This is a genomic window from Vibrio sp. 1CM23M, from assembly GCF_023161755.1.
Lineage (GTDB): Bacteria > Pseudomonadota > Gammaproteobacteria > Enterobacterales > Vibrionaceae > Vibrio > Vibrio coralliirubri.
Genome location: NZ_JALNTR010000001.1, coordinates 1219265 through 1242206, shown reverse-complemented (window position 1 = coordinate 1242206; position 22942 = coordinate 1219265). Strand labels below are relative to the sequence as shown.

Annotated in this window: 22 protein-coding genes; 8 read left to right on the top strand and 14 right to left on the bottom strand. The window is 44.6% G+C overall.

Annotated features, from left to right (window positions below):
• Positions 1–95: 95 nt before the first annotated feature.
• Together MSG35_RS05290 and ompW are read right to left on the bottom strand one after the other, a co-directional pair.
• Entirely contained in the window at positions 96–1928 is a 1833-nt protein-coding gene (locus MSG35_RS05290; RefSeq protein ID WP_248383197.1) for a choice-of-anchor I family protein, read from the bottom strand.
• A 202-nt stretch (positions 1929–2130) separates the two neighbouring features.
• On the bottom strand, positions 2131–2772 hold the full coding sequence (gene ompW / locus MSG35_RS05285; RefSeq protein ID WP_050643748.1) for an outer membrane protein OmpW: 642 nt from the start codon (positions 2770–2772) through the stop codon (positions 2131–2133).
• Between the two features lie 399 nt (positions 2773–3171).
• Between ompW and glgC the strand changes: the two genes are divergently transcribed.
• The gene (gene glgC, locus MSG35_RS05280; protein WP_248383195.1) at positions 3172–4392 is read left to right on the top strand and encodes a glucose-1-phosphate adenylyltransferase; all 1221 of its coding nucleotides are present in this window, start codon (positions 3172–3174) and stop codon (positions 4390–4392) included.
• 119 nt (positions 4393–4511) lie between these two features.
• Here glgC and MSG35_RS05275 read toward each other — a convergent pair whose 3' ends face one another.
• Both MSG35_RS05275 and MSG35_RS05270 read right to left on the bottom strand, forming a co-directional pair.
• A complete protein-coding gene (locus tag MSG35_RS05275; RefSeq protein ID WP_102441990.1) occupies positions 4512–5942 on the bottom strand; it encodes a Na+/H+ antiporter NhaC family protein in 1431 nt (476 codons plus the stop codon).
• A 411-nt stretch (positions 5943–6353) separates the two neighbouring features.
• Complete coding sequence (locus MSG35_RS05270; protein ID WP_248383194.1) at positions 6354–6938, bottom strand: hypothetical protein; 585 nt, start codon at positions 6936–6938, stop codon at positions 6354–6356.
• Positions 6939–7230: 292 nt separating this feature from the next.
• Between MSG35_RS05270 and MSG35_RS05265 the strand changes: the two genes are divergently transcribed.
• From MSG35_RS05265 to MSG35_RS05235, 7 genes are all read left to right on the top strand, one after another.
• Positions 7231–7578 carry a hypothetical protein gene (locus tag MSG35_RS05265; RefSeq protein WP_048611632.1) on the top strand — a complete coding sequence of 116 codons (348 nt, stop codon included), beginning with the start codon at positions 7231–7233 and terminating at the stop codon, positions 7576–7578.
• Positions 7579–7600: 22 nt separating this feature from the next.
• The gene (locus tag MSG35_RS05260) at positions 7601–8071 is read left to right on the top strand and encodes a hypothetical protein (protein ID WP_050643743.1); all 471 of its coding nucleotides are present in this window, start codon (positions 7601–7603) and stop codon (positions 8069–8071) included.
• A 2-nt stretch (positions 8072–8073) separates the two neighbouring features.
• Positions 8074–8568, top strand: a complete 495-nt coding sequence (locus tag MSG35_RS05255) for a hypothetical protein (protein WP_048613835.1) — start codon at positions 8074–8076, stop codon at positions 8566–8568.
• Between the two features lie 59 nt (positions 8569–8627).
• Positions 8628–9035 (top strand): hypothetical protein, encoded by a 408-nt coding sequence (locus MSG35_RS05250; RefSeq protein ID WP_248383192.1) that lies wholly within the window; start codon positions 8628–8630, stop codon positions 9033–9035.
• Between the two features lies 1 nt (position 9036).
• A complete protein-coding gene (locus MSG35_RS05245) occupies positions 9037–9504 on the top strand; it encodes a hypothetical protein (RefSeq protein WP_248383191.1) in 468 nt (155 codons plus the stop codon).
• A gap of 338 nt (positions 9505–9842) precedes the next feature.
• Complete coding sequence (gene raiA, locus MSG35_RS05240) at positions 9843–10199, top strand: ribosome-associated translation inhibitor RaiA (RefSeq protein WP_048611638.1); 357 nt, start codon at positions 9843–9845, stop codon at positions 10197–10199.
• A 240-nt stretch (positions 10200–10439) separates the two neighbouring features.
• A complete protein-coding gene (locus MSG35_RS05235) occupies positions 10440–10595 on the top strand; it encodes a DUF3012 domain-containing protein (RefSeq protein ID WP_017631564.1) in 156 nt (51 codons plus the stop codon).
• A gap of 127 nt (positions 10596–10722) precedes the next feature.
• On the opposite strand, the gene phnE (MSG35_RS05230) is transcribed toward MSG35_RS05235, so the two are convergent.
• From phnE (MSG35_RS05230) to MSG35_RS05185, 10 genes are all read right to left on the bottom strand, one after another.
• Entirely contained in the window at positions 10723–11526 is an 804-nt protein-coding gene (phnE, locus tag MSG35_RS05230; RefSeq protein ID WP_248383189.1) for a phosphonate ABC transporter, permease protein PhnE, read from the bottom strand.
• On the bottom strand, positions 11526–12350 hold the full coding sequence (gene phnE / locus MSG35_RS05225; protein ID WP_248383187.1) for a phosphonate ABC transporter, permease protein PhnE: 825 nt from the start codon (positions 12348–12350) through the stop codon (positions 11526–11528). Before phnE (MSG35_RS05225) ends, phnE (MSG35_RS05230) begins: the two co-directional genes overlap by 1 nt.
• Positions 12338–13108 carry a phosphonate ABC transporter ATP-binding protein gene (gene phnC / locus MSG35_RS05220; protein WP_004732991.1) on the bottom strand — a complete coding sequence of 257 codons (771 nt, stop codon included), beginning with the start codon at positions 13106–13108 and terminating at the stop codon, positions 12338–12340. The genes phnE (MSG35_RS05225) and phnC overlap by 13 nt, the downstream gene beginning before the upstream one ends.
• Before the next feature lie 127 nt (positions 13109–13235).
• Positions 13236–14276 (bottom strand): phosphate/phosphite/phosphonate ABC transporter substrate-binding protein, encoded by a 1041-nt coding sequence (phnD, locus tag MSG35_RS05215; RefSeq protein ID WP_017054845.1) that lies wholly within the window; start codon positions 14274–14276, stop codon positions 13236–13238.
• 300 nt (positions 14277–14576) lie between these two features.
• Entirely contained in the window at positions 14577–15797 is a 1221-nt protein-coding gene (locus MSG35_RS05210; RefSeq protein ID WP_172378326.1) for a glycerophosphodiester phosphodiesterase family protein, read from the bottom strand.
• A 256-nt stretch (positions 15798–16053) separates the two neighbouring features.
• Positions 16054–17406, bottom strand: coding sequence for a sigma-54 dependent transcriptional regulator (locus tag MSG35_RS05205; protein ID WP_248383185.1), 1353 nt, complete (start codon positions 17404–17406; stop codon positions 16054–16056).
• A complete protein-coding gene (locus MSG35_RS05200; RefSeq protein ID WP_248383183.1) occupies positions 17403–19376 on the bottom strand; it encodes an ATP-binding protein in 1974 nt (657 codons plus the stop codon). Before MSG35_RS05200 ends, MSG35_RS05205 begins: the two co-directional genes overlap by 4 nt.
• A gap of 399 nt (positions 19377–19775) precedes the next feature.
• Positions 19776–20762 carry an N-acetyl-D-Glu racemase DgcA gene (dgcA, locus tag MSG35_RS05195; protein WP_248383182.1) on the bottom strand — a complete coding sequence of 329 codons (987 nt, stop codon included), beginning with the start codon at positions 20760–20762 and terminating at the stop codon, positions 19776–19778.
• A gap of 57 nt (positions 20763–20819) precedes the next feature.
• Complete coding sequence (gene dgcN, locus MSG35_RS05190; RefSeq protein WP_248383181.1) at positions 20820–21827, bottom strand: N-acetyltransferase DgcN; 1008 nt, start codon at positions 21825–21827, stop codon at positions 20820–20822.
• A gap of 91 nt (positions 21828–21918) precedes the next feature.
• Positions 21919–22809, bottom strand: a complete 891-nt coding sequence (locus MSG35_RS05185; protein WP_248383179.1) for a LysR family transcriptional regulator — start codon at positions 22807–22809, stop codon at positions 21919–21921.
• Between the last annotated feature and the right edge of the window lie 133 nt (positions 22810–22942).

The window sequence follows — 22942 nt, the reverse complement described above, 5'->3', positions numbered from 1 at the left end:
GCTACTAAATAAGCGATGAACTGAAAAAGCGCCACTACTGAATAAGTAGTGGCGCTTTTGTTTTGATTCGAGCTAATTGCTAATAATAAGCTTGATTAAAACTCAACGCGGTAAACTGATGTGCTGCCGCTCACTTCATTGCCGACCGCGATAAAGTGGTTACCAGAGCGAGTGAAATACTTGATTGATTCTGGACCTAAGTCACCTGCTTTCGAGTTGTAAATATCGTTGTCGCAATCACCATCTTCATCAACCTTAGTGCACACTGGCTGAGCAAAGTCGCGGTTGTTTAGATAGCTGATAAAACTTGCATTTTTAGGCTGTGTTACGTCGTAAACCATGATGCCACCTTGGCGCTCCAGCCCAATAAATGCATAGTGCTTGCCGTTGATCTCAGCCACTTCGATAGCTTCAGGTTCTACGCCTTTATCATCACTGCGATCGTCACCGCTTTGGTTGTTATCATTGGTGCTGTTGAAGTTTGCAGGATCTTGCTCAAGTACGATTCGAGCAAAATCATCGCCACTATCAAACACTAACTCACCCGACTCATCCCAGATAGAGAAAGAGCGGCTACCGAATGCTTGAACCTTTTGGTCGGCGGCAAGTGTCCCTTGTGGCTTAATCACCTTAAGGCGAGCCAATTGATTATTGTCTTTCAATGCACCAGCCAATGGGTGGTTAGCATCAACGTCTAACTTCTTGCCACGCACTTCATCGACATAAGCGATACAAAAGTCTTTTTCTGTTGTGTAGTTTTCGGTGCCTTTATAGTCATCACCATCCCACTCAAAACCTTTCTCGTCACACATTTCTTGCGTGGTTTTGATGCCATACTCACGACCATCACCTTCATTCGCAGTCACAATGTAGGTATTACCATCAACGCTGTAGCTGGTGATGCTGTCTGGCATGTAAAGGCCTTCTAACATTGCGTAGCTTTGGAGATTACCGATGTTTTTGTCTTTGTTTGACGCATCTAGCTTAGCTTTATCCCAAGGCTTACCGCCTAATCCCAGAATTGCATCGACTTGTGCACTCGTCACATCAATCGCTGCCAAAGCGTTGTTCTCTTGAAGGGCTACGTAGAGTTTTCCGTTATCAGCAAACGTTAGGTATTCCGGTTCAAGATCTTGAGCAACGGTTGCATTCGGCGCAGAGATTCGAACCTTGTCAGTCAGTTCTGCATGGCGAGGCTGACCTTGATTAAATGCGTTGAAATCAATTTGAGTGACTGTCGCTTGCAAAGGGCCATAAGTTAAATCCACCAGTGTCACTGAACCTTCAGGGTCAATGCTGTAATCCGCATTCGGCTCACCTTCATTTGCAGAGGCAATATAGCGACCATCTTTCGAGAAGCTCACCATGTCCGGTAATGCACCAGCCGTATAAGTAGTGATCAGCTCTAACGTGTCTGAACGATAAAGTGCAATGATGCCGTTTTGTTGCTTGTCAGCATTTTCAATCGCGACAGCAACTAATCCTTGATGAGTCGACACACTGTTCGCGGCACCAATATCAATACCAGAAGCTGCAGCCGCTGATTGAAGATCGATAGAGCCCTCAGATGCTGGTGCGCTGTCAGAGTTCATCGATAACACATCGACTTTTTGTGCTTGAGCATTGACGACATAAAGCTTGTCGGTACATGAATCGTAGCTGACGATTTCGGCTGCTGAAGTATCAAACGGGGCATCGGCAATTGAACGACCAACTAGGCTGATTCCGGTTACTTCAGCATTGGAAGCGCTTGGCTGCTCGATGGATTGGCATTGAAGGCTAAAAGCATCAAGTGATGTTTGAGATGGCGTAGCAGTCGTTGGTGGTGTTGTCGACGTTGAAGTTGAAGTTGACTGCGAACATCCTACTAGAGCAGAGCTTACCGCGATAGGCAGTAATAATGTCAGCTTATTAAATTTACGATTCATATATCCTCCATAATTTGAATCGCGATCATAGAGGGCTGTTATGACACTTATCTTTCCCTTTTATTAACAATAAATGACGACAATAAGTTTCTCTTACCCATAACAACAGGAATCTAAGGCGAGCAATCCATTAACAAGCAAGCAAAAAAAAGCGCCCAAGCTGGCTGATGCTTGAGCGCCTTTAGTAAACTGAATAGGGAGATTAGAAGTTGTAACCACCACCGATCATGAATACCCATGGGTCGATATCAACGTCTGTTGAGTACTGAACGCCACCAGCTTTGTATTTCGCTGTTGTGCTGATGTCTGCATACCAAACTGAAGCGTTTAAGAACCAATCTTCATTGATCATGTAGTCCATACCGATGTTTGCAGCAAGACCCCAAGAATCATCAAGAGACAAGTCGCTCAAGCCAGCATCTTTGCCCGTACCATTAAGTTCTTCATCGAAAAATACGGTGTAGTTAATACCAGCGCCTACGTAAGGACGGAAGTCGCTGTTCGCTTGACCGAAGTAGTACTGAACCATAAACGTTGGTGGAAGGTGCTTGGTGTCAGCAACTTTACCTAGGCCATTAACAGAAATACTGTGAGAGAAAGGGCTCGCCGCTAGTACTTCAAAACTGATGTTGTCAGTGAACATGTAGCCGAAAGTAAGGCCAAGTTGAGTATCTGAATCTACTGAAAACTCTAGATCTGGGTTGTTAAGTACAGCGCCGCTGCTGTCGTTTGGAGATACCGTTGCTGCACCTGCACGGATGATGAAATCACCTTCTTTATGAGCAAGAACATTGGTAGACATAAGAGCCGCAATAACCGCAATACCACATACTGTTTTTTTCATTATAATTTCCTTTTGAGGGCTTAATTTTTATTGGTGAATGAGTAATCATTTCTTATTTTGCGTGCAAGGTAGCATATAATAACCCTACTTTATTGATGGAAATCAATTTGTGAAAAGTTGTGATTATTTATGTAAATTTATATCGACCCGATCACTTTATTCCTTCATTTTATTGACAGTTTTGTAATGCAACTTTCCCGTGCGTCATCTTGTTAATTCACCCCCTCACTTTGCCCAGATCTCTTCGGATCAAAATAGAGCAAGCCAATATCTCGTACGCATCATTTTGGTGCATAACAACAAGAATCAATCTCGCCTCGTATAATATTCAATGAGTTACATTTGGCTTAGTGCTTGCAAGTCTATGTTCATAATCATAAATACATTGAGGTTCTGACCATGCAAGACACTCTAACAATCGTTCTGGCCGGCGGTGTTGGCTCTCGGCTTTCTCCCCTCACCGATAACCGTGCAAAACCTGCGGTGCCCTTTGGTGGCAAATATCGAATCATCGATTTCACGCTCGCGAACTGCTTACATTCAGGGTTACGCCAAATTTTGGTGCTGACTCAGTACAAGTCTCACTCTTTGCAAAAACATTTAAGGGATGGTTGGTCGGTGCTTAACCCCGAGCTCGGCGAATACATCACCAATGTTCCTCCACAAATGCGAACCGGTGATAGCTGGTATAGCGGTACAGCCGATGCGATTTATCAAAACTTGTATCTGCTTTCTCGTAGTGAAGCTAAGCATGTGGTGGTGTTATCAGGCGACCATATCTATCGCATGGATTACGCGCCAATGCTCAAGCAGCACAAAAAGAACGAGGCCGATTTAACCGTAGCGTGCATGGAGGTTTCGATTGACGAAGCCAAAGAGTTTGGTGTGATGGAGATAGACGAATCTCTCGAGATCAATAACTTTACCGAAAAGCCACGTTACCCAGCATGTGTACCCGGTAGGCCGACTCGAAGCATGGCTTCAATGGGTATTTACGTTTTTGATAAAGAGGTGTTAACACAAGCGCTACTGGCGGATGCCGAAGACCCGAACTCAAGCCACGATTTTGGTAAAGACATCATTCCTAAATTGGTCGGCAACAACAGTGTTTACGCATACAAGTTTGGTGACGAAGAAGGGCGCGTAACACAAGATGCGTACTGGAGAGATGTTGGTACTATCGACTCTTATTACCAATCCAACATGGATCTGTTGAAGCCAGCCTCACCTATCGATTTATACCAACCAGATTGGGCGATTCGCACCTATGAGCCGCAACTGCCACCCGCACGAACCATTGCATCGGTAGAAGGTAACCAAGGAATATTCATCAACTCGATGATAGCGAATGGAGTGGTGATTGAAGGGGGTTCGGCACAAAACTCTATCTTCTTCCCTAAGGTAAAAGTCAGCAATGCCGCGATTGTGATTGATAGTATTCTGTTTGAAGATGTTGATATTGGAAAAAATTGCCACATTCAGAACTGCATCATCGATAAAAACGTTAAGGTGCCAGACGGAACTCAAATCGGCATTGATAGCCTTGCCGATTCCAAACGCTTCCACATATCGAAACAGGGCGTCATCGTGGTGCCCTCTTCTTATCAGTTTGAAGAGTGATGCTTCACTTGAAATAGCTTCTTTCTAAACTAAAAAGGCAGCGAATTCGCTGTCTTTTTAGTTATGTAGACGGTCTCAAAAATCTAAACTATCTATGCGTTAGGTAAAACATCCGAGCCTTAGAAAGGCCCTAACTCAATCATTTGAGCAATCACAACGGAAATCAGTGCACCTGCCGACCAGAACAAAAATAACGGCAAGAAGAAACGAACCCACTTAGTGTAAGGCACTTTTGCAATAGCCAATACCGCTAACAAGCCACCATTAGTTGGGTAAATATAGTTAGAAATACCATCACCCAGTTGAGAAGCAAGTGCTGCTACTTGACGAGTCACTTGACCAATATCTGCCAATGGAATGATGATTGGCATAGTGATCACAGCTTGGCCACTGCCAGACGGAATGAATAAGTTGATCGCAGCCTGCGAAAAGTAGATCCCTGCTGCTGCCACAAGTTTAGAGCTACCAGAAATGATCTGTGCAAGATAGAAGATAATAGAATCAACAATCTTCGCGTCTTCCATAATGGTCAACACTGAGCGAGCGAAGAAGATGATCAGTACTGCCACCAATACATCGCTAACACCTTTGGTCCAATACTCACAAATCTTGTTCGGAGATAAACCCGCAACCAAACCCGGAATGATCGCCATTGCCACAAATGCACCCGCAATCTCGGTAAAGCCGAACCCCATCGTCAACGTGCCGAAGATCATGTATGCGAATACGCCCAAGAACGCGATGCCCGCAAGCTTTTCACGAGTAGTCAGTGTTTTCGCTTCAACGCTAGATTCGTAGTGGTAACCCGTACCATGCAACAAACCTTTGGTTGGATCTTGCTTAACTTTGCGCGCGTAGTTAAGTACATACCAAGCACCCGTTAGCAACATGAACATGCCAACAATAAAGCGGTACCACATGCCTGAATACATAGGCAGTTCAGCAATAGTGTGTGCGATACCTGTGAAGAATGGGTTAGCTAGCGCAGCTGCAAAACCAGCACAACTTGCCAGTAAAACAACACCAAGTGCCGTTATCGCGTCATAGCCAAGTTTGATACAGATAGGGATCATCAAAGAGATAAAAATGACATCAAGTTCACGCATACCGGTGAAGGTGACGTTGAAGAAGATCGCAGTCATGATCACAGGTGCAATCACGTACAAGCCTTGCTTCTTTAGCTTAGTCGTTAACGCAACGACGGATGCGTCTAACAAACCCATGTGTTTGATAATGCCGAAGGCACCACCAACGAATACCACCACACCCATCACACCAGAAGCGGATTTGAAGCCTTTAAAAAATGATTCGAAAAAAGAGGCTAATGTTGTTGGGTTACTGGCTAATAGTGTGTAACTGTCTGGGTCGATAACCGTGCGGCCATTCATGACCACTCGTTCAAACTCACCAGCAGGGATGAAGTAAGTTGCGATTGCAGCAACAATCACCATGATAACCAAAGAGAGAAACGGGTGGTTTACTTCTTTCTCTATCGGAGCTGTGTTACCAGCTTGAGATGTAGGTACGGACGTAGATACCGTAGTCGTCATATAGACTCCTTACTTGTCAGCAACTAAGGAGTACTTAGCCGCCGAGAGGGATTTTTGGAAAAACGAAACCCTTCACGCAGAACTAAGTTCGCGCTAATTTAGGCTGTTTCAAAAAGGCCTTTGATAGATGGTGCTCTCAAATGTACATAGTGAAGTAGTGAGTACTACTCTCTTTGCGTCCGAGCAAAATGCAGATGTTCAGCCAAGTCAGGCCAAACTGAATGAGGTCATTACGGGCAGATAAACAAAGAAATCCGCTGAGTAATATGTTTTTTATCAATTACAAAGACAAGCGGCGCATGCTAACACAACGAGCGGTAAATTGTCAGAAAAGTGTGAGTTTCGTCATGTTTTGGTGGGTTTTAAAAAAGCGCCTAGCAAAAACTAGGCGATTTCTTACATTGAACTGAATTACTTAGGCGCTAGCTCATAGTTTTCTTGCATCTCATGAGGGGCAATCCCGTACTCATAATCCGCTAAGTAACCATCCTTATAGACCTTCATTCCCTTCTCATCCCAGCTCACTTTGATCATCGCCGTGTTGCCATCTTCACTGCCTAACAGCTCCAGCATTTCTGCATCAATCTTAATCGCTTTGATGGTTTTAATACGCTTAAACGGCTTAAATTCAGTGGTCGAGGTTGGCAAAGAACCGTAGCTGCTGATCCACGTATCTTTAGGTACTAGCCATTGGTTGAAAACATCATCAACAATCGCTTTCGGCATGCTTGCGATAACAACAGAATCTGTCATTACGTTGTTTGTCTCTAGGCTGTAACCGCCCTTTCCATCCGAAACATAAGTAGGAAAATCAATGCCAATTTCAGACTCGGCTGGTAAACGACCTAGAGTAACCGACTTCTTAACGTAAAGTTCTGCCGTTTCAAATTGCTGCATGATCTCAGGGATCTTCTGAAATTCAACTGGTGCAGCAAAGGCATTGAAAGCGAAAAAAAGGGAAGCTGCAATTGCAGCGAATTTAACAGGCATTTTCATGATAACGGATCCAAATAGAAGATGACTGTTATAATATCCCGTACTAACAAATACCTCAATAAACTGCAGCCGCTTATATTGGTAATTGTGATATTGAGTGACGAAATCATAAATAGTTACTTTGCCCTTTTCTCCTCAGCTCTACCCTCCTAGTTTCGCTGTTCGGCAGTTCCAACCTAAAAAAACTTAGTCATTTTACCGTACTGTCAGCCTTATGTCAGTGGCGCAAAATGGTAAGTCCTATCTTTGAACAAACCTAAAATGAGACCTCGATCATCATTTTGAGGTTCTCATGAAGGCTATTTACATCATTGCTGCCGCGTTGTTGCTGAGCAGTTCCTTAGCAAACGCAAATGTGCACAAGTGGAAAAATACCGAATTTCAGACCTACTCCGACAAAACACAGGTCAGGTTTTTATTGGTAAACCGTTACACCAAACAAGCGGATTACTACCTGCGAATTGATGACAAAGAGTTTCCAAACAAGATCCAATTGGATGCAAACCAAGAGATAGAGCTGGATATCAATGTTAAGACGCCAGCCGCTCAAACAACCAAGAAGAAGATTTGTACGCGCATGGTGACGGATTCCCCGAACAGCTACGAAGTATGCACAAACCTTAAATTCAAACGATATTAACGACATTCAAGCGGTATCAATTATGCGGAGAACAATCAAAGCGTTACTTAGCGCTTTATTTACTGTCGCTTCATTGGCCATTGCTTCACTGACAAGTCCGGCATTGGCAAACCCAATACCGAGTGTGTCGAACCCTTCAGGTACCGACCGAGTTCGAACCTCTGAAGGGGCTTCATGTGAGCAAGCGATTTCCACAGGTAAAACCGTTCAGTTCGGAACCTACGGATCAACCGGCAATGAAGATAGCGACAGCTATTACAACAATTATTACTACCAAAATCAGGATGAGGCAGGCGTATACGCGGCTGTGACATTCCAATTTGGTGGTGAGGATCGAGTTGACTGTCGTCGACTCTACGAGTTCGAGCTCCGTGAGCGAGAACGTTTAGAAGAGCTAGCTCAAGCGGAACATGAGCTAAAGCTATTACAAATCGAAGCAGAGAAATATCGTCTGCTGAAGATGAAACAAAGCAATACCACTTTTTCGGAGTAAAAATGCTTAATAGAAAACCACTACTTGGCCTAGCTGCCATGTCTGTATTTTCCACTGGTTCGGCGTTTGCCATACCACCTGACCATCAAGATGACAAAACAGGTGATGTTGTATTCTCAGCATCTGTCGAGTCTCAATGTGGGATAGAAGCAACAGAAGACCAAGCCGATTTGGCTTTTGGCGAAAGTTACAATGAATCTCACGCGACTGTAAAGTTAGTCAGCAACAGAAACGGAATCAAAGTTCGAGCAGAAGAGATCAAAATCGAATCGTTTAACGGCCAAATTCAAAAAGGCGATGTGTTTTTCCAGTCAACGGGGACAACAGAGCTAGACCAATCTGCAGTTAGTTGGGAATCGGGTGTAGACATCACTCGGGATCAAATTCGTGAAGATAACAATATGAATCTTTTCGCTCGTGTTGCGGTTGATGAAAGCAATCTCGATGCTAGTGATGATTACGAAGTAAAAACAAAATGGAAGATTGAGTGTAACTAACCATCATCTCTCCCACGGTAAGCCCTTTAATCATGAGGGCTTGCTGACCCAGAGGCACTATGAAAACTCTAGTTTTATTCTTGGCGATATTGTTTATCGCGCCCTATGCCGTGAGCACCGGGTTTGATAGGAAAGAAGTCGAACATTTCAATCAAATGTGCGTCGATGGCTCAGACAACCACCAGCGCCGAATCTTTGATGCGTTGTCGAATTCTGAATACATCGATTGGTCGAGCATCGAGTTAATCGACACCGAAAGTCGCGTTAACTACACCGAGACTAACGTCGAAATTAAGCAAACTGACCGTGTCACGTGCGATCTTATTGTCGAATACAAATATCATCATGCCGATATTGTACTGAGTTCAAGCTATCAGGTATCTCTCAAAGATAAGCAAACCATCAGTAATGTGGCTGTTACTGAACAAGCGGTCACGGACTTTATTGTCCGCGTTATGGTGAACTAACATGCTACGATTTATCATCGCATTCACTTTAATCAGCTTATCCAGCTGTACATTGGCATCCAATAATCACTCTACATTAAGCTTTAAAAAGCATGTGAGAGAACGCTGCGGTTTAGAAGTGATCAATAACCAAGGAGAGATGAGTTTTGGTCGAGAATACGATGGCAGAGCCATCACGCTCAAGTTGGAGTCCAATCGCAAAGATTCTCGATTATTGCTCAAACTGCAACATATTGACCTAGGCTCAATTGACGAGTCTCGTATTTCAGAACTTGTGCGATTCAAAGTCGAAACGCCGGTTCGCTATGAAGGTGACATTAATTATTGGCGTCAGGGCGTCGAATTTCCTGTAGAACAACTGGCATCCAATAAAGAAGTCGACATTCAAGCGCGTATTACCATACCCGAGTCTCAACTCACGGCTGGAGAGTTTCACTTCAATATGGAGTGGGCAGTTGAGTGCCTATAAATTAGCAACTTAAGCTGAGTTTTTAATAAAAGAAGAAACAAGTGAGTGAGCTGACAAGAAAATCAATGGAGTGACAAGTTCGGAATTATAAAACCAATAAAGAGAGATTCACTGGGAATTCGCTGTAGGTTAGCGCAAATTATCAGGGATGGAGTTTTTTTGAACATGTCTTTAAAACACGAAACATAATATGCGATCAGTTCATCGGACTTTCAAGGGAGTAACAAGAGAATATTTGATAACACTGAAGTCAATCACACATGTGCTAATTCTCAGTTGGTTAATCTATCCGATGTTTGCTACGTTTAAATGACACAGTCATTGGAAAGGTATGATTTATGAAAATAAATGTTCAAACACATCATGTATCAATTAACGACGAGTCACGCAAAGACATCGAAGGTAAATTCGAGAAGATATCTAACCATTTCCCATCACTGATCAGTTGCGACATCATCATTACTAAAGAACACGGTCAACATCAGGTTGAAGTATTCACCAACTACGAAGGTGTACGAGTAACAGCAAAATCTACAGACGATGTTATGTACCCAGCTATCGCTTCAGCACTCAAGAAACTAGAAGCAGGCCTAAGTAACCGTAAGGGACAATTGAAAGCCGACCTACACGAGAAACCAACAAGCACGAAGCCAGAGATTGCTTCGGACATCATCCAAGAGATGAAATTGGTATAAATCGATAAGTAGTTAAAGCGAAATAACGAATAGACACTTATTAAGAATTTCAAAGCCAGCACATGTTGCTGGCTTTTTCGATCTTACAGTCAATCCCCCCTCCCCTTCTTTACCGCCTCTTGAATTCAGCTCAACCCCACATCATTTTTAACGCCCTTAAGTTCTTAGCAGCTATAACAATCACTTGTGGTATTTGATACAGTTATAAACAGAAATTTAGACCACAACGGAATGTTTATTATGAAGAAAGTCGCGTTGATCCTTTTCCTAGCCACTCAGTTAATGGCTTGTACCGAAGTTGGCAGTGAAGCTTGGTGTGCCGATATGAAAGAAAAGCCTAAAGGCGACTGGACGGCTAATGAAGCGGGCGATTTTGCTAAACACTGTATTTTCTAGGCGCTCGTTGTCCGTTTGATGCGAAAGACACCGCATAAAAAAACGACCGCTAGGTAGACCGAAGTACCTAGGGTCGTTTGAGCTTCAAAATGCTAGATAAGCTCTCAACTTTCACACAACACGCTGTCTATATGAGTTTGTTACGGATATGGATAACCACCGCTTCAGCAACGATAACCACCGCAAAAATACTCACTAATACCATCGAAACTTTTTGCCATTCAAAAAGGTTTTGCGCATCGTTAAGTACCACACCAATACCGCCAGCGCCCACCAAACCCAATACCGCAGATTCACGCACGTTGATGTCCCAACGGAACAATACGATTGAGTAGAACGCAGGCATCACTTGTGGCCAATACCCTTTCAGCAAAATACTCATCCACGAAGCACCCGTTGCGCGTAAAGCTTCAATAGGCCCCATGTTCACTTCGGCAATGGCTTCCGCTAACAGCTTCCCTACAAAGCCGATACTGCGAATTGCAATTGACATGATGCCTGCGAGAACACCGGGGCCAAACAGTGCGATAAACAGTAATGCCCAAACCAGCGAGTTCACTGAACGTGAAGACACTAGAAAGAATTGAGCGATCCAGTTCAGCGCTTTATTAGGTGTAATGTTTGGTGCGTTCAACAACGCCAAAGGAATCGCAAACACCAAAGTAAACAGTGTGCCCAGTGTCGCGATGTGTAAGGTTTCAATCATCGCAGCGTGAATCGACTCAGGGTAGAAACCATAGTCCATTGGCACCATTCGCTCGAACATATCAGCAAACTGAGCGGGCGCGTCATAAAAGAACTCAGGAATCACTTCTACTGTCTGCCAAGACCAAACAATGGCACACACTAGGCTGAGGTAAACAGCGAATCGAGCCACACGTTCGTTGGGTGTAAAGCGCTGCCACTCTCTATCGATAGATGCAGTTGTCATTAGAAGATTCTCCTAACAATGTTGGAAAGAAATTCACCGACAAGAATCAGTGCGATAATGGTGATCAAAATAGCGGCGACGAAGTCGTAATCAAAACGTTGGAAGGCAGAGAAAAGCGTCCCACCAAGACCACCTGCACCTACGATGCCCACCATGGTTGAGTTGCGAAGATTGGAATCCAGCTGGTAGCTTGCGAACCCAATAAAACGCGTGAAAACCTGTGGCATCACCGCATACAAAATCACACTAGTAAAACTAGCGCCTGTCGCTTTAATTGCTTCAACCGGTTTAAAGGAGATTTCTTCAATCGCTTCAGCGAACAGCTTGGCGATGAAGCCAATGGATGCAAATACTAAGGTCAAGATCCCAGCCAGAGCACCAAAGCCCACCGCTTTCACAAACAAGATTGCGATAATCACTGGATGAAAAGAACGGCACAAGGCAATAAAACCTCGAATAGGCGTCGATACGATTGAAGGCATCATATTTCTCGCGGCCAGTAATCCTAGAAACAGTGAAATAACGATGCCAAAGAAACTTGAGATAATCGCAATCTGTAAGCTTTCCGCTAACCCACTCAGTAGTAAACTGGTTCGCGAGAAATCAGGCGGAAACATTCGTGATAGTAACCGCTCACTTTCACCAAAACCGATGATCAAACGATCAAAGGTAAGCCCTAGCGTCGAGAAGCTGTAAAACAGATAAGCCACTATACCAGCGATAATCGCACGGTTTGTCCATGACACCTTGAAAGGGTTTTCGTGCTTCGCTGGCGACGGGTTTGACGGTACGCTTGGCGATGAGCTTGGGGTTAGTCCAGCCATGATTCACCCCCATAGATAATTTTTAGATCTTCTTCAGAAATACCTTCAGGGCTGCCGTCGTAATGCACCTTGCCGTTACACATCCCGATGATACGTTTGGCGTAACGCTTGGCTAGGTTCACATCGTGGATGTTCACCAAAACCGGGATGTTTTTCTGTTCTGCAAATGTCTCCATTAACTCCATGATCTCAACTGCGGTTTTCGGGTCGAGAGATGAAGTCGGTTCGTCTGCCAATAAGATATATGGGTCTTGCATTACTGCGCGAGCGATACCAACACGCTGCCTTTGTCCACCCGACAAGCTGTCGGCACGTTGGTTAGCAAAGTCTTGTAAACCAACAAACTCAAGTAGCTCAAACGCTTTGGCGAGGTCTTGCGCAGAGTAGTTACGACGCCATGCATTCCAAGCAGTCATGTAACCCAAACGGCCACTCAACACGTTCTCGATAACCGTTAAACGTTCGACAAGGTTATATTCTTGGAACACCATGCCGATATGTCGACGCTGTTTGCGTAGCGCTTGACCTTTAAGTTGAGTCAGGTCTGCGCCATCAAAAATGATTTCACCTTGGCTTGGATCGTTAAGGCGGTTGATACAGCGTAGAAGTGTGCTTTTACCTGTACCGGATGGGCCGATAATCGCGATGATGCCAGGCTCATCGATATCTATATTAATGCCTTTAAGGATTGGCTTGCCTGCCACGTATTCGTGGAAAAGGTTGTTTATCTTTATTCCTTCATAGCTTGCTACGGCCATACTGCATTTCCTTGTGCGAATTTTAGAATGAACTATGCCCTACCCGCGAGGGCATAGATTTTTAGTTAAGGTAAGTATTTAAAGAACTAAGTCTTTCTAAAACTTAGCCTTCCAACTGAGTCAAGAACTAGCCGTTGTTTGCTTGTTTTGCTAGCTCAGCTGCTTTTTTCTTTGCGCGTTTAGCCGCATCTTTTTCAGCGAGCTTCTTAAGACCAGCTTTGGTGTAAGCCGTACCTGTCGCGTGTGCGATATCACGAATCACGTCCCACTCTTCTTTGTAGCTGATTGGTGAGAAGCGGTCTGCACCTTTAAATGATGCACTCATCTCTGGAGTAAAGCGGTAGCTAAAGAAAGCTTCGTTGATCTTCTCAACAAGCTCTGGTTTTAGGTTGTACGCGTAACCAAAAGCAGACGTTGGGAAGCGTGGGCTACGGTAGATGATCTTCAGTTCAGAATCGTCGACACGACCTGCAGCGACCATACGATCGTAAACATCTGATGCCACCGGTGCTGCATCATAGTCTCCATTGAAAACACCAAGAATAGACTGGTCATGCTTACCTGAGTAAAGCACTTTATAATCCTCATCTGGCACTAGGCCTTTCGCTGGGAATAACGCACGTGGAGCTAGGTTGCCAGAGTTGGAAGATGCAGAAGTGTGTGCAACCTTTTTGCCTTTCAGATCAGTCATTGTATTAATACCGCTGTCTTTACGCACAATGGTGATCAGGTTGTAGCCTTGGAAACCAGACTCATCGCCTTTCACTGCAATTGGAACGTAGCCAGCTAGGTTAACCGCGTAGCCTGTTGGACCGGTAGAGAAACCTGCAACGTGCAGTCGACCAGAACGCATCGCTTCTACTTGCGCAGAGTTCGAGTGAACTGTGTAGTAAATCACTCGCTTACCCGTAATTTTACTTAGGTGAGCTTGGAAATCCGCAAACGCATCTTTATATAGCGCTGGGTCTTCTACTGGCGTGTAGGTAAACACAAGCGTGCTTGGGTCGTTCCACTCATCTGGATTCTTTGGTGAATCGGCGACCAAATCTTGGTTTTCATCACAGTATCGATCGTCTAACACACCACGACTAGAGCAGTCGCTTGCCATAGCCATTGAAGGAAGTAGTAATGAGCTAGCGATTAACAGTCCTTTAACACTGATTTTCATATTCAAACCTTACTTTTACTTATTGTTGAAAGTCACCTTCGCTATTGCAGCCTTTGTGCCATGTTTTTATTTATTTAATTTCAACAACTTACAACAAACCCCAAACTAACTAATATCTTTTGAGTCATTCGTGTCCAACTCAAAACCAATCATTTGGGTCATTTCTGTCCCGTCGATTTCAGTGGTAAAAAAAGAGCCCGAAGGCTCTTTGGTTCACTGCTTTTTCTTTTGTTATTCTTTAGTAAGCGCTCTCTATACAAACGCTATAATTAGCAGGTGTAACACTGCACTCAGAAGAACCTAAGCGTCGCTGTCCATGCAGTTTGCGTAATAAGTTACCGTTGCAGGCCAATCGCTGAATACGCCCATCACACCAACATCTTGTGCCAGCACATCAAGCATTTTCATCATATCGCCATCATTGTTGATACCATCTTTCACACTCTTGTAATACCAACCACCGCCTTGCGCTAGCGGGCCAGAACGTTCCAGTGTCCAAGCGATAATGTCGAGGTCTGCATCCTTAGCAAGCATGGCGTAGTTAGACGCAACCAGTTCGTTGTTTTCGTCTAAATCAACCAGAGCAAACAGAGGTGGTGCGATGATATTCACACCCGCATCGTGCAGTTCTTTCATGTTCTCAACAGACGCGACAAAGTCCGCTTGTTCGTAAACACGGTCATCAAGATAAACCGCTTGTTTGCCGAACTTCGGCGTTTCATTGATCCAGTACTTCACATCATCCAAGTTGAATGACTGCAGGTAAGCCTCAGAAGGCTTGAAACCCGCTTCTTTCAGTTCATCCACCAACTTCTGCGCATACATCTCTTGGCTAAATCCATTGAAAGGCATGTCGACTGCTGCCGATTTCAATTCAGGAGTGACCTTCACGCCGTGCTCTTTAAACAGTGCTGCACTTTCTGCGTGTGTCATCAGTGTGCCACTTTGGCTGTAAAGATCGGTTCTCCAACCTGGAGTCCCGTTCATGTACTCTTCAACCGTGGTGGCTTTTGGGTTCGCCCCATCCATTTTACCTTTGAGCGTCTTAAACTCAGCCAGCGTGAAATCAGAAGTACGGCACTCAACCTTAGCATCTTCGCCTGTCGCTGGATTAGCTGGTATAAACGGGGTTGAGCACTTCTTAGCAAGATCTGGATGCGCTAATACATCGGTCGTGGTGTGCAGATCACTTTGCGAGTGACGACATACCAACGCCTTATCTTTGGTGAAGGTCACATCACATTCGACGACACCAGCGCCCATTTGAATCGCCGCCAAATAGGATTCCTTAGTGTGCTCAGGAAACTGCATAGCAGCTCCGCGATGCCCAATAGAAAAATCGCTACGATGAAAAGGTCCTTCGCTACAACTGAGCAGCTTTGTTTTCAAAGGGCTCTCATCCATATTGTTAACTAAAAAGAGGGGACGAGGTCCTAAGTTTGCTGGTTCTGCAGCGGCCCATGCCGTTATTGAACTCATACCGAGTATCAGAGCAATCGAACCTTTCAGTATTTGCTTCATGTTTGTATCTCCTTGCAACAAGCAATTATTTTTCTAATGTCCTTTGTTCGATCATTCAGTGTTGATAGCTGTCATATGTTTTTGACTCAATACCGAATAACCTCATGTGGACTGACGCCACAATGTAGGGATTGCACGCTTTGTGCCAGATGTTAAAGCTCTTTTATTACAATCACTTGAAACAGTTAATCATTCGACTAAATGATAAATGGGTCATTGTTGTCTTGTGTTTTTACTATGCGAATTAATGAACCAGCTAGACCTTGAAACTCTCTTTATCCAACTGGTGTTTCTTCATTTTTCGATAAAGAGTTTTACGCGGTAAATTCAGCTTACTTGATACCTCATTAATATTACCCGCGCTTTCTATTAGCGCTTCAGTCAGAACATTTCGTTCGTACTGCTCCATCTGCTTTTCAAAAGCGAAATCTTCTCCGGATGCTTCACAAATTGGCGATTGAAGATCAAAGCCATCACCGACGATACCCAACACAAATCGATCAGCGACATTACGCAGTTCACGCACATTGCCCGGCCATTCATGTCGGCATAGCTGCTGAATTTGTTCCGGGTAAATCGTCGAAGGACGTGTCTTGTATTTATGACTCGCTTGAATCACAAAATGGCGAAACAGCACCTGAATGTCTTCTTTTCTTTGACGCAATGCAGGAAGGTTTAAGCTCGCAATGTTAAGGCGATAGAAGAGATCGGCTCTGAATTCTCCAGACTCACTCAAGCTCGCGAGATCAGCTTTACTAGCGGCTACCACGACGATGTCGACAGGTATCAACTCGTTACCACCAACACGCTCAATCATTCGCTCTTGAATCACGCGCAACAATTTGATTTGTACCGCAATCGGCATGCTCTCAATTTCATCGAGAAACAGAGTCCCGCCATTGGCTTGTTCTATTTTTCCAATACGCTTCTTGTTCGCGCTAGTAAACGAACCCGCTTCATGGCCAAACAACTCACTCTCAATAATGCTTTCTGTCATGCCGCCACAGTTAATTGCGACAAATGGTTTAGTCTTACGACGACTAAATTGATGCAGAGCGCGAGCTATCACCTCTTTACCCGTTCCCGTTTCTCCATTGATAATGGTATCGACGCCAGTATGTGCTAAAGCGAGTACTTGCTTACGTATCGTATCCATCGCTTTTGATTGGCCAATAACCACAGACTCTATCGGTAGCTCCTCTTGCTCATCGCCATCCGAGGTTGAAGGGCAATTGTGCTGACATTGGGTAATCGCCAAATCAAGCTTCTCCACCAGCTCACTCGAATTAAGCGGTTTTTCCAGAAAGTCGAAAGCACCAAGCTTCATCGCTTCGATCGCCATTGGGATATCGCCATGGCCACTCATCAATAAAACGGGTACATTCGGGGCACGGTGTTGGATTGAGCTCAACAACGTCAAACCGTCCACTTTCGGCATACGAACATCACACAACACCACAGTCTGACTGTTGGCTTTAAGCGACTTTAGGCCAAGGTTGGGATCAGTGAAGGTGGTGACACTAAAACCTTCTAGCTCTAACATTTCGCTCACGGCTTCGACGACATCTATTTCATCGTCGATAAGAACTATGTGTTTGTCTGAAATCATGAGCCTGTGCCTTTTGGTAGAGTGACGATAAAGGTGGTGCCTTGGTGTTCAACCGATTCCACGTGAATCGAGCCGCCAAAGTCTTTTATTATGTTGTATGCGATAGACAGGCCGAGCCCTAGTCCTTTGCCTATTGTTTTGCGGGTATAAAATGGGTCAAACAAATACGGGATATCTTCTTCGGGTATACCTAGTCCGTTGTCCTTGACCGAAATCTGAATGGTGTTCAGGTGCTCTTGCGCTGAAATGCAGAGCTGAGGCTGCTCTCTATGTTCAACGGCATCCAGAGCATTACTGATCAAATTCACCAGCACTTGTTCCAATCGTATGCTGTTGGCTCGAACCATTTGATCACTTTGTGGCGAATAATGAATCAACACCCGACTCTGCCTGGTTTCAAACAGGTCAATTGCATCACCAATCACCTTCTCCAGTTCTACGTTATCAATCTTGCCATCGCTCTTACGTGAAAAGGCTTTCAAGTGACGGGTGATTGCCGCCACCTTACCTAGTAGGACTTCGATCTTTTTAAGATTATCTTCGGCTCTATCTGGTCTATTTTTACCTAGCCAAAGCTGAGCGCTTCGAACGTGACTATTCACAGCCGTCAGAGGTTGATTGATCTCGTGCGTGATCCCGACACTTAGTTGTCCCAACGCAGCCAGTTTTCCGGCTTGGATTAGCTCATCTTGAGTCACTCGCAATTTAGCTTCGGCTAAGGTGCGCTCTTCAACCTCAGCCTCCAGTTTGCGATTGGTTTGCTTAACGATTTTGGCCGTGGTTTGGAACACCTTCAGGTACTTAGCCATTTGCGTCACTTCGTCTTTGCCACGAATGGATACTTCGGTATCTAAATGGCCGGTAGAAATCGCGAACATATTGTCTTTAAGCTGTAAAAGCCTTTCCAAAATACTCTTACGCACGTAGAACCATGAAATAGCAGCGGCAGCTAATACACTAAATAAAGAGAGAAAAAGAGAGAGGCGCTGGTTAGATTGCAAAGATTGCTGCGCCTGCTGAATCGATAGGTCAATATTACTGTTCACTTGGTTGGTGTTGCGTTCGATCTGTACGGTTAACTGATTGAGATGCTCACGGCTGTTTTCTAGGAAGTATTGCTCTTGATAAAGATGATCGAGCGCTTTGTTTTTCATCCCATACAAGCTGCTATCGCTTGAGGCGAGGTTATAAATCACCGTGAGTTGATGATCTAATTGAGGAAAGTCACTTCTTAAATCACCACTGACCCAGAGCTTCCACCACTCTTCTCCTACCTGCTCGAGTCGGTAACTGGTGTAATCCAGTTCATTAAAACTGGAATCGTTATACAGCTTTTCGACCAAGCCTAATTGGTAATAAAGCAGAGACTTGAGCTGTGTGTACTGGATTTGATCTTTGGCAGACTCAGGTAGGCTATCAAGTGAGTCACTGGCTTGCTGCAATAGAGGATAAAAGCCTTCAAGCAAATTACGAAGTTCTTGATTGAGTTGTTCTGACTCAATCTCACTTTGATACAACAGGCTCAGACTATTATTAACTTGGGCGATAAGATCTTTAAAGTAGGCGTGATAATCAGGAAATTGAACCATAACGCTATTCATTACTGATATAGCCTCTTCAATTTTGAGCATCGCCTGTTTGCGCTCTAAATTGGATTCAGCGTCACCGAGCTGAGAAGATGTTGTGATAATCACTCGCACCATATCATTAAGGCGAGCGGCATTATCTAAGGCCGGGATTTCACTCTCCTTTAGCTCAACAAGACGTTGGTTTAAATCATCGAAGGTAAAGCTGGAGATAACTGAGAGGAAGATAGTGGTCATCGATAGCATGGCTAACGCAAGTACCAAGCGCAGCTCAATACCTTTCCAACCAAACCACTTACGACGTGGAATTTTGATCGAGAACGGGCGCTCGAAACTATCCTTATTTTCTACAACCTCGGAGACATAACTACTCACTCGCCCCACCTTCTTTTCATCAAATAATCAACAGTAACTGTCAATGATTCAATCAGTTAGGGCGTGAGCCTTACTTGGGCTTGCATCGAATAGCTTTAGTGAAACTATTAAATGAAGAGTAATCATTAACATTTCACATAAGATATCATAACAATTATTTTATAAAGCTTGAGCTGTCTGTTTTGCGATAATAGAAAGTGACCGCACCGACAGAAACGTGATTACTTTATCAATACGCACGTAAATTATATGAATAGCACTCTCCATCAAGCAGTCAAAACCTACGATGATTTAATAAGTTAAGGTCTAGAGATCGAAAAAATCGCACAAGTTTTCACTCATACGATTTCATTCATGTCATGTCCATCGACTAACCGAGACTCAACGAACTTAAAGAACTTAAAGAACTTAAAGAACAATCATCCCATCTCGATAAGTCAGTGCTGGTGTTACATCTTGACCAAGTAATACTGGGCCATCGAGGTCGACGACTTCAGATTGAACCGCAATAGGCAGAGCTGCACGCATCGCCAGCGATGTACCAAGCATACAACCCGACATCAGAGTAAATCCGAGCCTTTTGGCTTCTTCTGAAAGTACCAATGCTTCAGTCAGGCCGCCCGTTTTATCGAGTTTGATGTTGACCATTTCATACTTGCCCAACAGCGATGAGAGCTGTGAGGTAGTATGACAGCTTTCATCGGCACACAAAGGTATTGGGTGCTTGATGTGCGCCAATGAGGCATCGTGCTGTTGGGGTAACGGCTGCTCGATCATCGCAATATCAAATTCTGCCAGTTGATTGAATAACTCTTCGAGATTCAATCCTGTCCACGCTTCATTTGCATCCAAAACAATTTGAACATCTACCGCAGCTTCTCGTACCGCACGAACACGCTCTACCACTTGCTCTCCATCAAGCTTCACTTTCAGAAGTTTTGCCCCATTCGCGACATAATCTCTAGCCTGAGTCGCCATCGCTTCTGGCGCGCCAATCGAGACTGTCATTGCTGTCACGATTTGAGCAGGCAACTCGAACAAGCTATTTGGGAAAATCTGGTCATTCTGCTGCGCTTCAAAATCCCAAAGCGCACAATCGACTGCATTTCGCGCTGCCCCTCCGGTCAATAAAGACTGAAGATGATCTCTTAGCTCTGCCGGATCGGTAACGCCTCGTTCAAACATAGCTTCAAGTGCGCTAGACGCTTGTTGGATTTGCGCTAACACAGACTCCGATGACTCGCCGTATCGTGGGTAAGGCGTGCATTCGCCCTGAGCTCGTTTGCCACCATGTTCAATGTAAACACGAACAACGTGACACTCAGTTCGACTGCCACGAGAGATGCGAAAAGGCGTTTGCATCGCGATAGTAATGGGTTCTGCTGTAATCTTCATAATTTCACTCGGTTGATGTTCGCTTTAACAAATGGAAACGTAGAAATGATGAAGTCGTTAAAGTGAATGTCGCAAATGATCAGTAATATGTTGTACACCAAAGCGCACAGGGTCCGTCACCGGCACTTGATAGAGTGTGGTCCATTCTTGACACAATGTCTCAGCATCTTCAATGCTAATCGCCGATGTGTTCAAGCAGATACCCACCAGCTTCGCGTCTGGATTGGTCAGTCGTGCCGCTTGCAAGTTGGCTTCAATCGTCTGTTCTATGCTTGGTAATTGAGCATGAGGAAGGTTACGAATATGTGGTCGCCCAACTTCATGACACAGCACTAAAGCATCAGCTTGTGCACCATGTAATAAACCCAAACTCACGCCAGCAAACGAAGGGTTGAACAAAGAGCCTTGCCCTTCAATGATGTCCCAATCGTGGTCGGTAAAATCCGGGGTAATCGCTTCAACTGCGCCAGAAATAAAATCCGCAACCACCGCATCAATCGAAATACCGCTGCCTTCAATCAAGATACCCGTCTGCCCTGTCGCTTTAAACTGAGCGGATTTACCTGACTCTTTAAACGACTTTTCGATAGCTAAAGCCGAAAACATTTTGCCTACCGAGCAATCTGTTCCGACAGTAAGCAGGCGCTTACCTTGACGAGGCTTACCGTTACCAACATTAAGAACACCGTCAAAATGGCGTACATCATGAAGCTTAGTCAATCCTTGTTGCTGCATGTCAGCAAGCGGTGAAAATTCACTCAACCTTTGGTGCATGCCAGATGCAATCTCATATCCCATTTCTGCAGCGGCCATAATGGTTGACTGCCAAGAATCAGGAATAACGCCACCCGGATTTGCGGTACCAACCACTAAGGTTTTAGCGCCCTGCGCTTGCGCCTCTTGCAAGGTCATGTCCGTTAAGCCCAGTGAAACGGTATCCCCCGTTAAACGCAGTTGACCTAGGCAGATTTCTGGTCGCCATTGATGAATACCGCGAGCTGTTTTTGCGGCGAGTGGGTCAGTAACATCCCCAAGAAAAAGAAGGTAAGGTTGAGCGATAGACATGAGCATTCCTAATTAATAAGTCCTTGTATGGATTTACTTTAATTAAGAACTTCGAAGGTGCCGAATGCCTATTTATGGCGAGCCTATAACCTTAAGTTATAGGGTAAGTATGGCTCTTCAATGAAGCGATAAATTGCTTAACGGAAATCGACTGAGGGGTGTGCTCTGCGCAAAGCATCGATACCGAAAATTGGATATCTGGCTGCAAATAAAATACACAAACCGAGTCGTCATTTTGATATTGCTCTGCCGTCCACGGATCAACAATCGCAAAGCCCGCTTGGTGTTTCACCAGTTCCGCAGCCGCGCTGTATCCACGTACAGATATCGGATGGTGGTAATGCTCATCGCGCGCAATAAGGCTTTGATGTAATAGGAGGCCTAATGGATCGCGGCTATCAAGCCCGATGATTGGCAGCGGATAACTGATCAAATCATCTAGAGTTAATTCTGTAGGTAAATTATCAACTGTATTGGAAGGAACCAAAACCTTAAGTGATTCAGTTAATAGCGTTTCACTTAATATCGCAGGCGGCGTTTCATCGCCAAACGCGATAGCAATATCAAGCTCATGCTTGAGTAAACCTTCACACAACTCATCTCGGTTTGCGGTCAGCAACTCAAAAGAGAGTTCTTGCTCGCGAGACATTTGGGCGATCACCGAAGTCAGCAATTTAGTCGCCAGAATCGGTGGCGCACCAATACGTAAATGCTGATGTCCTTGTTTTACTTTATTGGTCAAAGAGCGAAATTGACCCAGTTGCTGATAGACCTTTTCCGCTTCTGGCAGCAAGGTTTTCGCTTCAACCGTTGGTACTAGGCGCCCTTTAACTCGTTCGAATAAACCAAACCCAAGTTGTTGCTCCGTGTGCGCCAAAATACGGGTCACGTTTGGTTGCGACACATGCAAGCTGCGCGCGGCTCCAGATACAGTTCCGGTCTGCATAATGGCGTAAAAGACTTCCAACTGTCTTAGGTTCAAATTGACGTCCTTTGAATTTACAAGCTAGATTAAGCAGCTAGAGATACTAGCATATAGCAAGTATGCATCCAGATAGAATGACACCAAATACAAAAAATCGCATAGGCCCCCACCCATGCGATTTTTATTTAAA

What these genes read in the sequence shown, in the direction of transcription:
- MSG35_RS05290 (WP_248383197.1), bottom strand. Translation starts at nt 1,928, where the DNA reads ATGAATCGTAAATTTAATAAGCTGACATTATTACTGCCTATCGCGGTA.
- phnC (WP_004732991.1), bottom strand. Translation starts at nt 13,108, where the DNA reads ATGGCCGTAGCAAGCTATGAAGGAATAAAGATAAACAACCTTTTCCAC.
- MSG35_RS05245 (WP_248383191.1), top strand. Translation starts at nt 9,037, where the DNA reads ATGCTACGATTTATCATCGCATTCACTTTAATCAGCTTATCCAGCTGT.
- MSG35_RS05275 (WP_102441990.1), bottom strand. Translation starts at nt 5,942, where the DNA reads ATGACGACTACGGTATCTACGTCCGTACCTACATCTCAAGCTGGTAAC.
- glgC (WP_248383195.1), top strand. Translation starts at nt 3,172, where the DNA reads ATGCAAGACACTCTAACAATCGTTCTGGCCGGCGGTGTTGGCTCTCGG.
- MSG35_RS05210 (WP_172378326.1), bottom strand. Translation starts at nt 15,797, where the DNA reads ATGAAGCAAATACTGAAAGGTTCGATTGCTCTGATACTCGGTATGAGT.
- dgcN (WP_248383181.1), bottom strand. Translation starts at nt 21,827, where the DNA reads ATGTCTATCGCTCAACCTTACCTTCTTTTTCTTGGGGATGTTACTGAC.
- MSG35_RS05265 (WP_048611632.1), top strand. Translation starts at nt 7,231, where the DNA reads ATGAAGGCTATTTACATCATTGCTGCCGCGTTGTTGCTGAGCAGTTCC.
- phnE (WP_248383187.1), bottom strand. Translation starts at nt 12,350, where the DNA reads ATGGCTGGACTAACCCCAAGCTCATCGCCAAGCGTACCGTCAAACCCG.
- MSG35_RS05260 (WP_050643743.1), top strand. Translation starts at nt 7,601, where the DNA reads ATGCGGAGAACAATCAAAGCGTTACTTAGCGCTTTATTTACTGTCGCT.
- phnD (WP_017054845.1), bottom strand. Translation starts at nt 14,276, where the DNA reads ATGAAAATCAGTGTTAAAGGACTGTTAATCGCTAGCTCATTACTACTT.
- raiA (WP_048611638.1), top strand. Translation starts at nt 9,843, where the DNA reads ATGAAAATAAATGTTCAAACACATCATGTATCAATTAACGACGAGTCA.
- MSG35_RS05205 (WP_248383185.1), bottom strand. Translation starts at nt 17,406, where the DNA reads ATGATTTCAGACAAACACATAGTTCTTATCGACGATGAAATAGATGTC.
- MSG35_RS05255 (WP_048613835.1), top strand. Translation starts at nt 8,074, where the DNA reads ATGCTTAATAGAAAACCACTACTTGGCCTAGCTGCCATGTCTGTATTT.
- MSG35_RS05250 (WP_248383192.1), top strand. Translation starts at nt 8,628, where the DNA reads ATGAAAACTCTAGTTTTATTCTTGGCGATATTGTTTATCGCGCCCTAT.
- dgcA (WP_248383182.1), bottom strand. Translation starts at nt 20,762, where the DNA reads ATGAAGATTACAGCAGAACCCATTACTATCGCGATGCAAACGCCTTTT.
- MSG35_RS05235 (WP_017631564.1), top strand. Translation starts at nt 10,440, where the DNA reads ATGAAGAAAGTCGCGTTGATCCTTTTCCTAGCCACTCAGTTAATGGCT.
- phnE (WP_248383189.1), bottom strand. Translation starts at nt 11,526, where the DNA reads ATGACAACTGCATCTATCGATAGAGAGTGGCAGCGCTTTACACCCAAC.
- ompW (WP_050643748.1), bottom strand. Translation starts at nt 2,772, where the DNA reads ATGAAAAAAACAGTATGTGGTATTGCGGTTATTGCGGCTCTTATGTCT.
- MSG35_RS05270 (WP_248383194.1), bottom strand. Translation starts at nt 6,938, where the DNA reads ATGAAAATGCCTGTTAAATTCGCTGCAATTGCAGCTTCCCTTTTTTTC.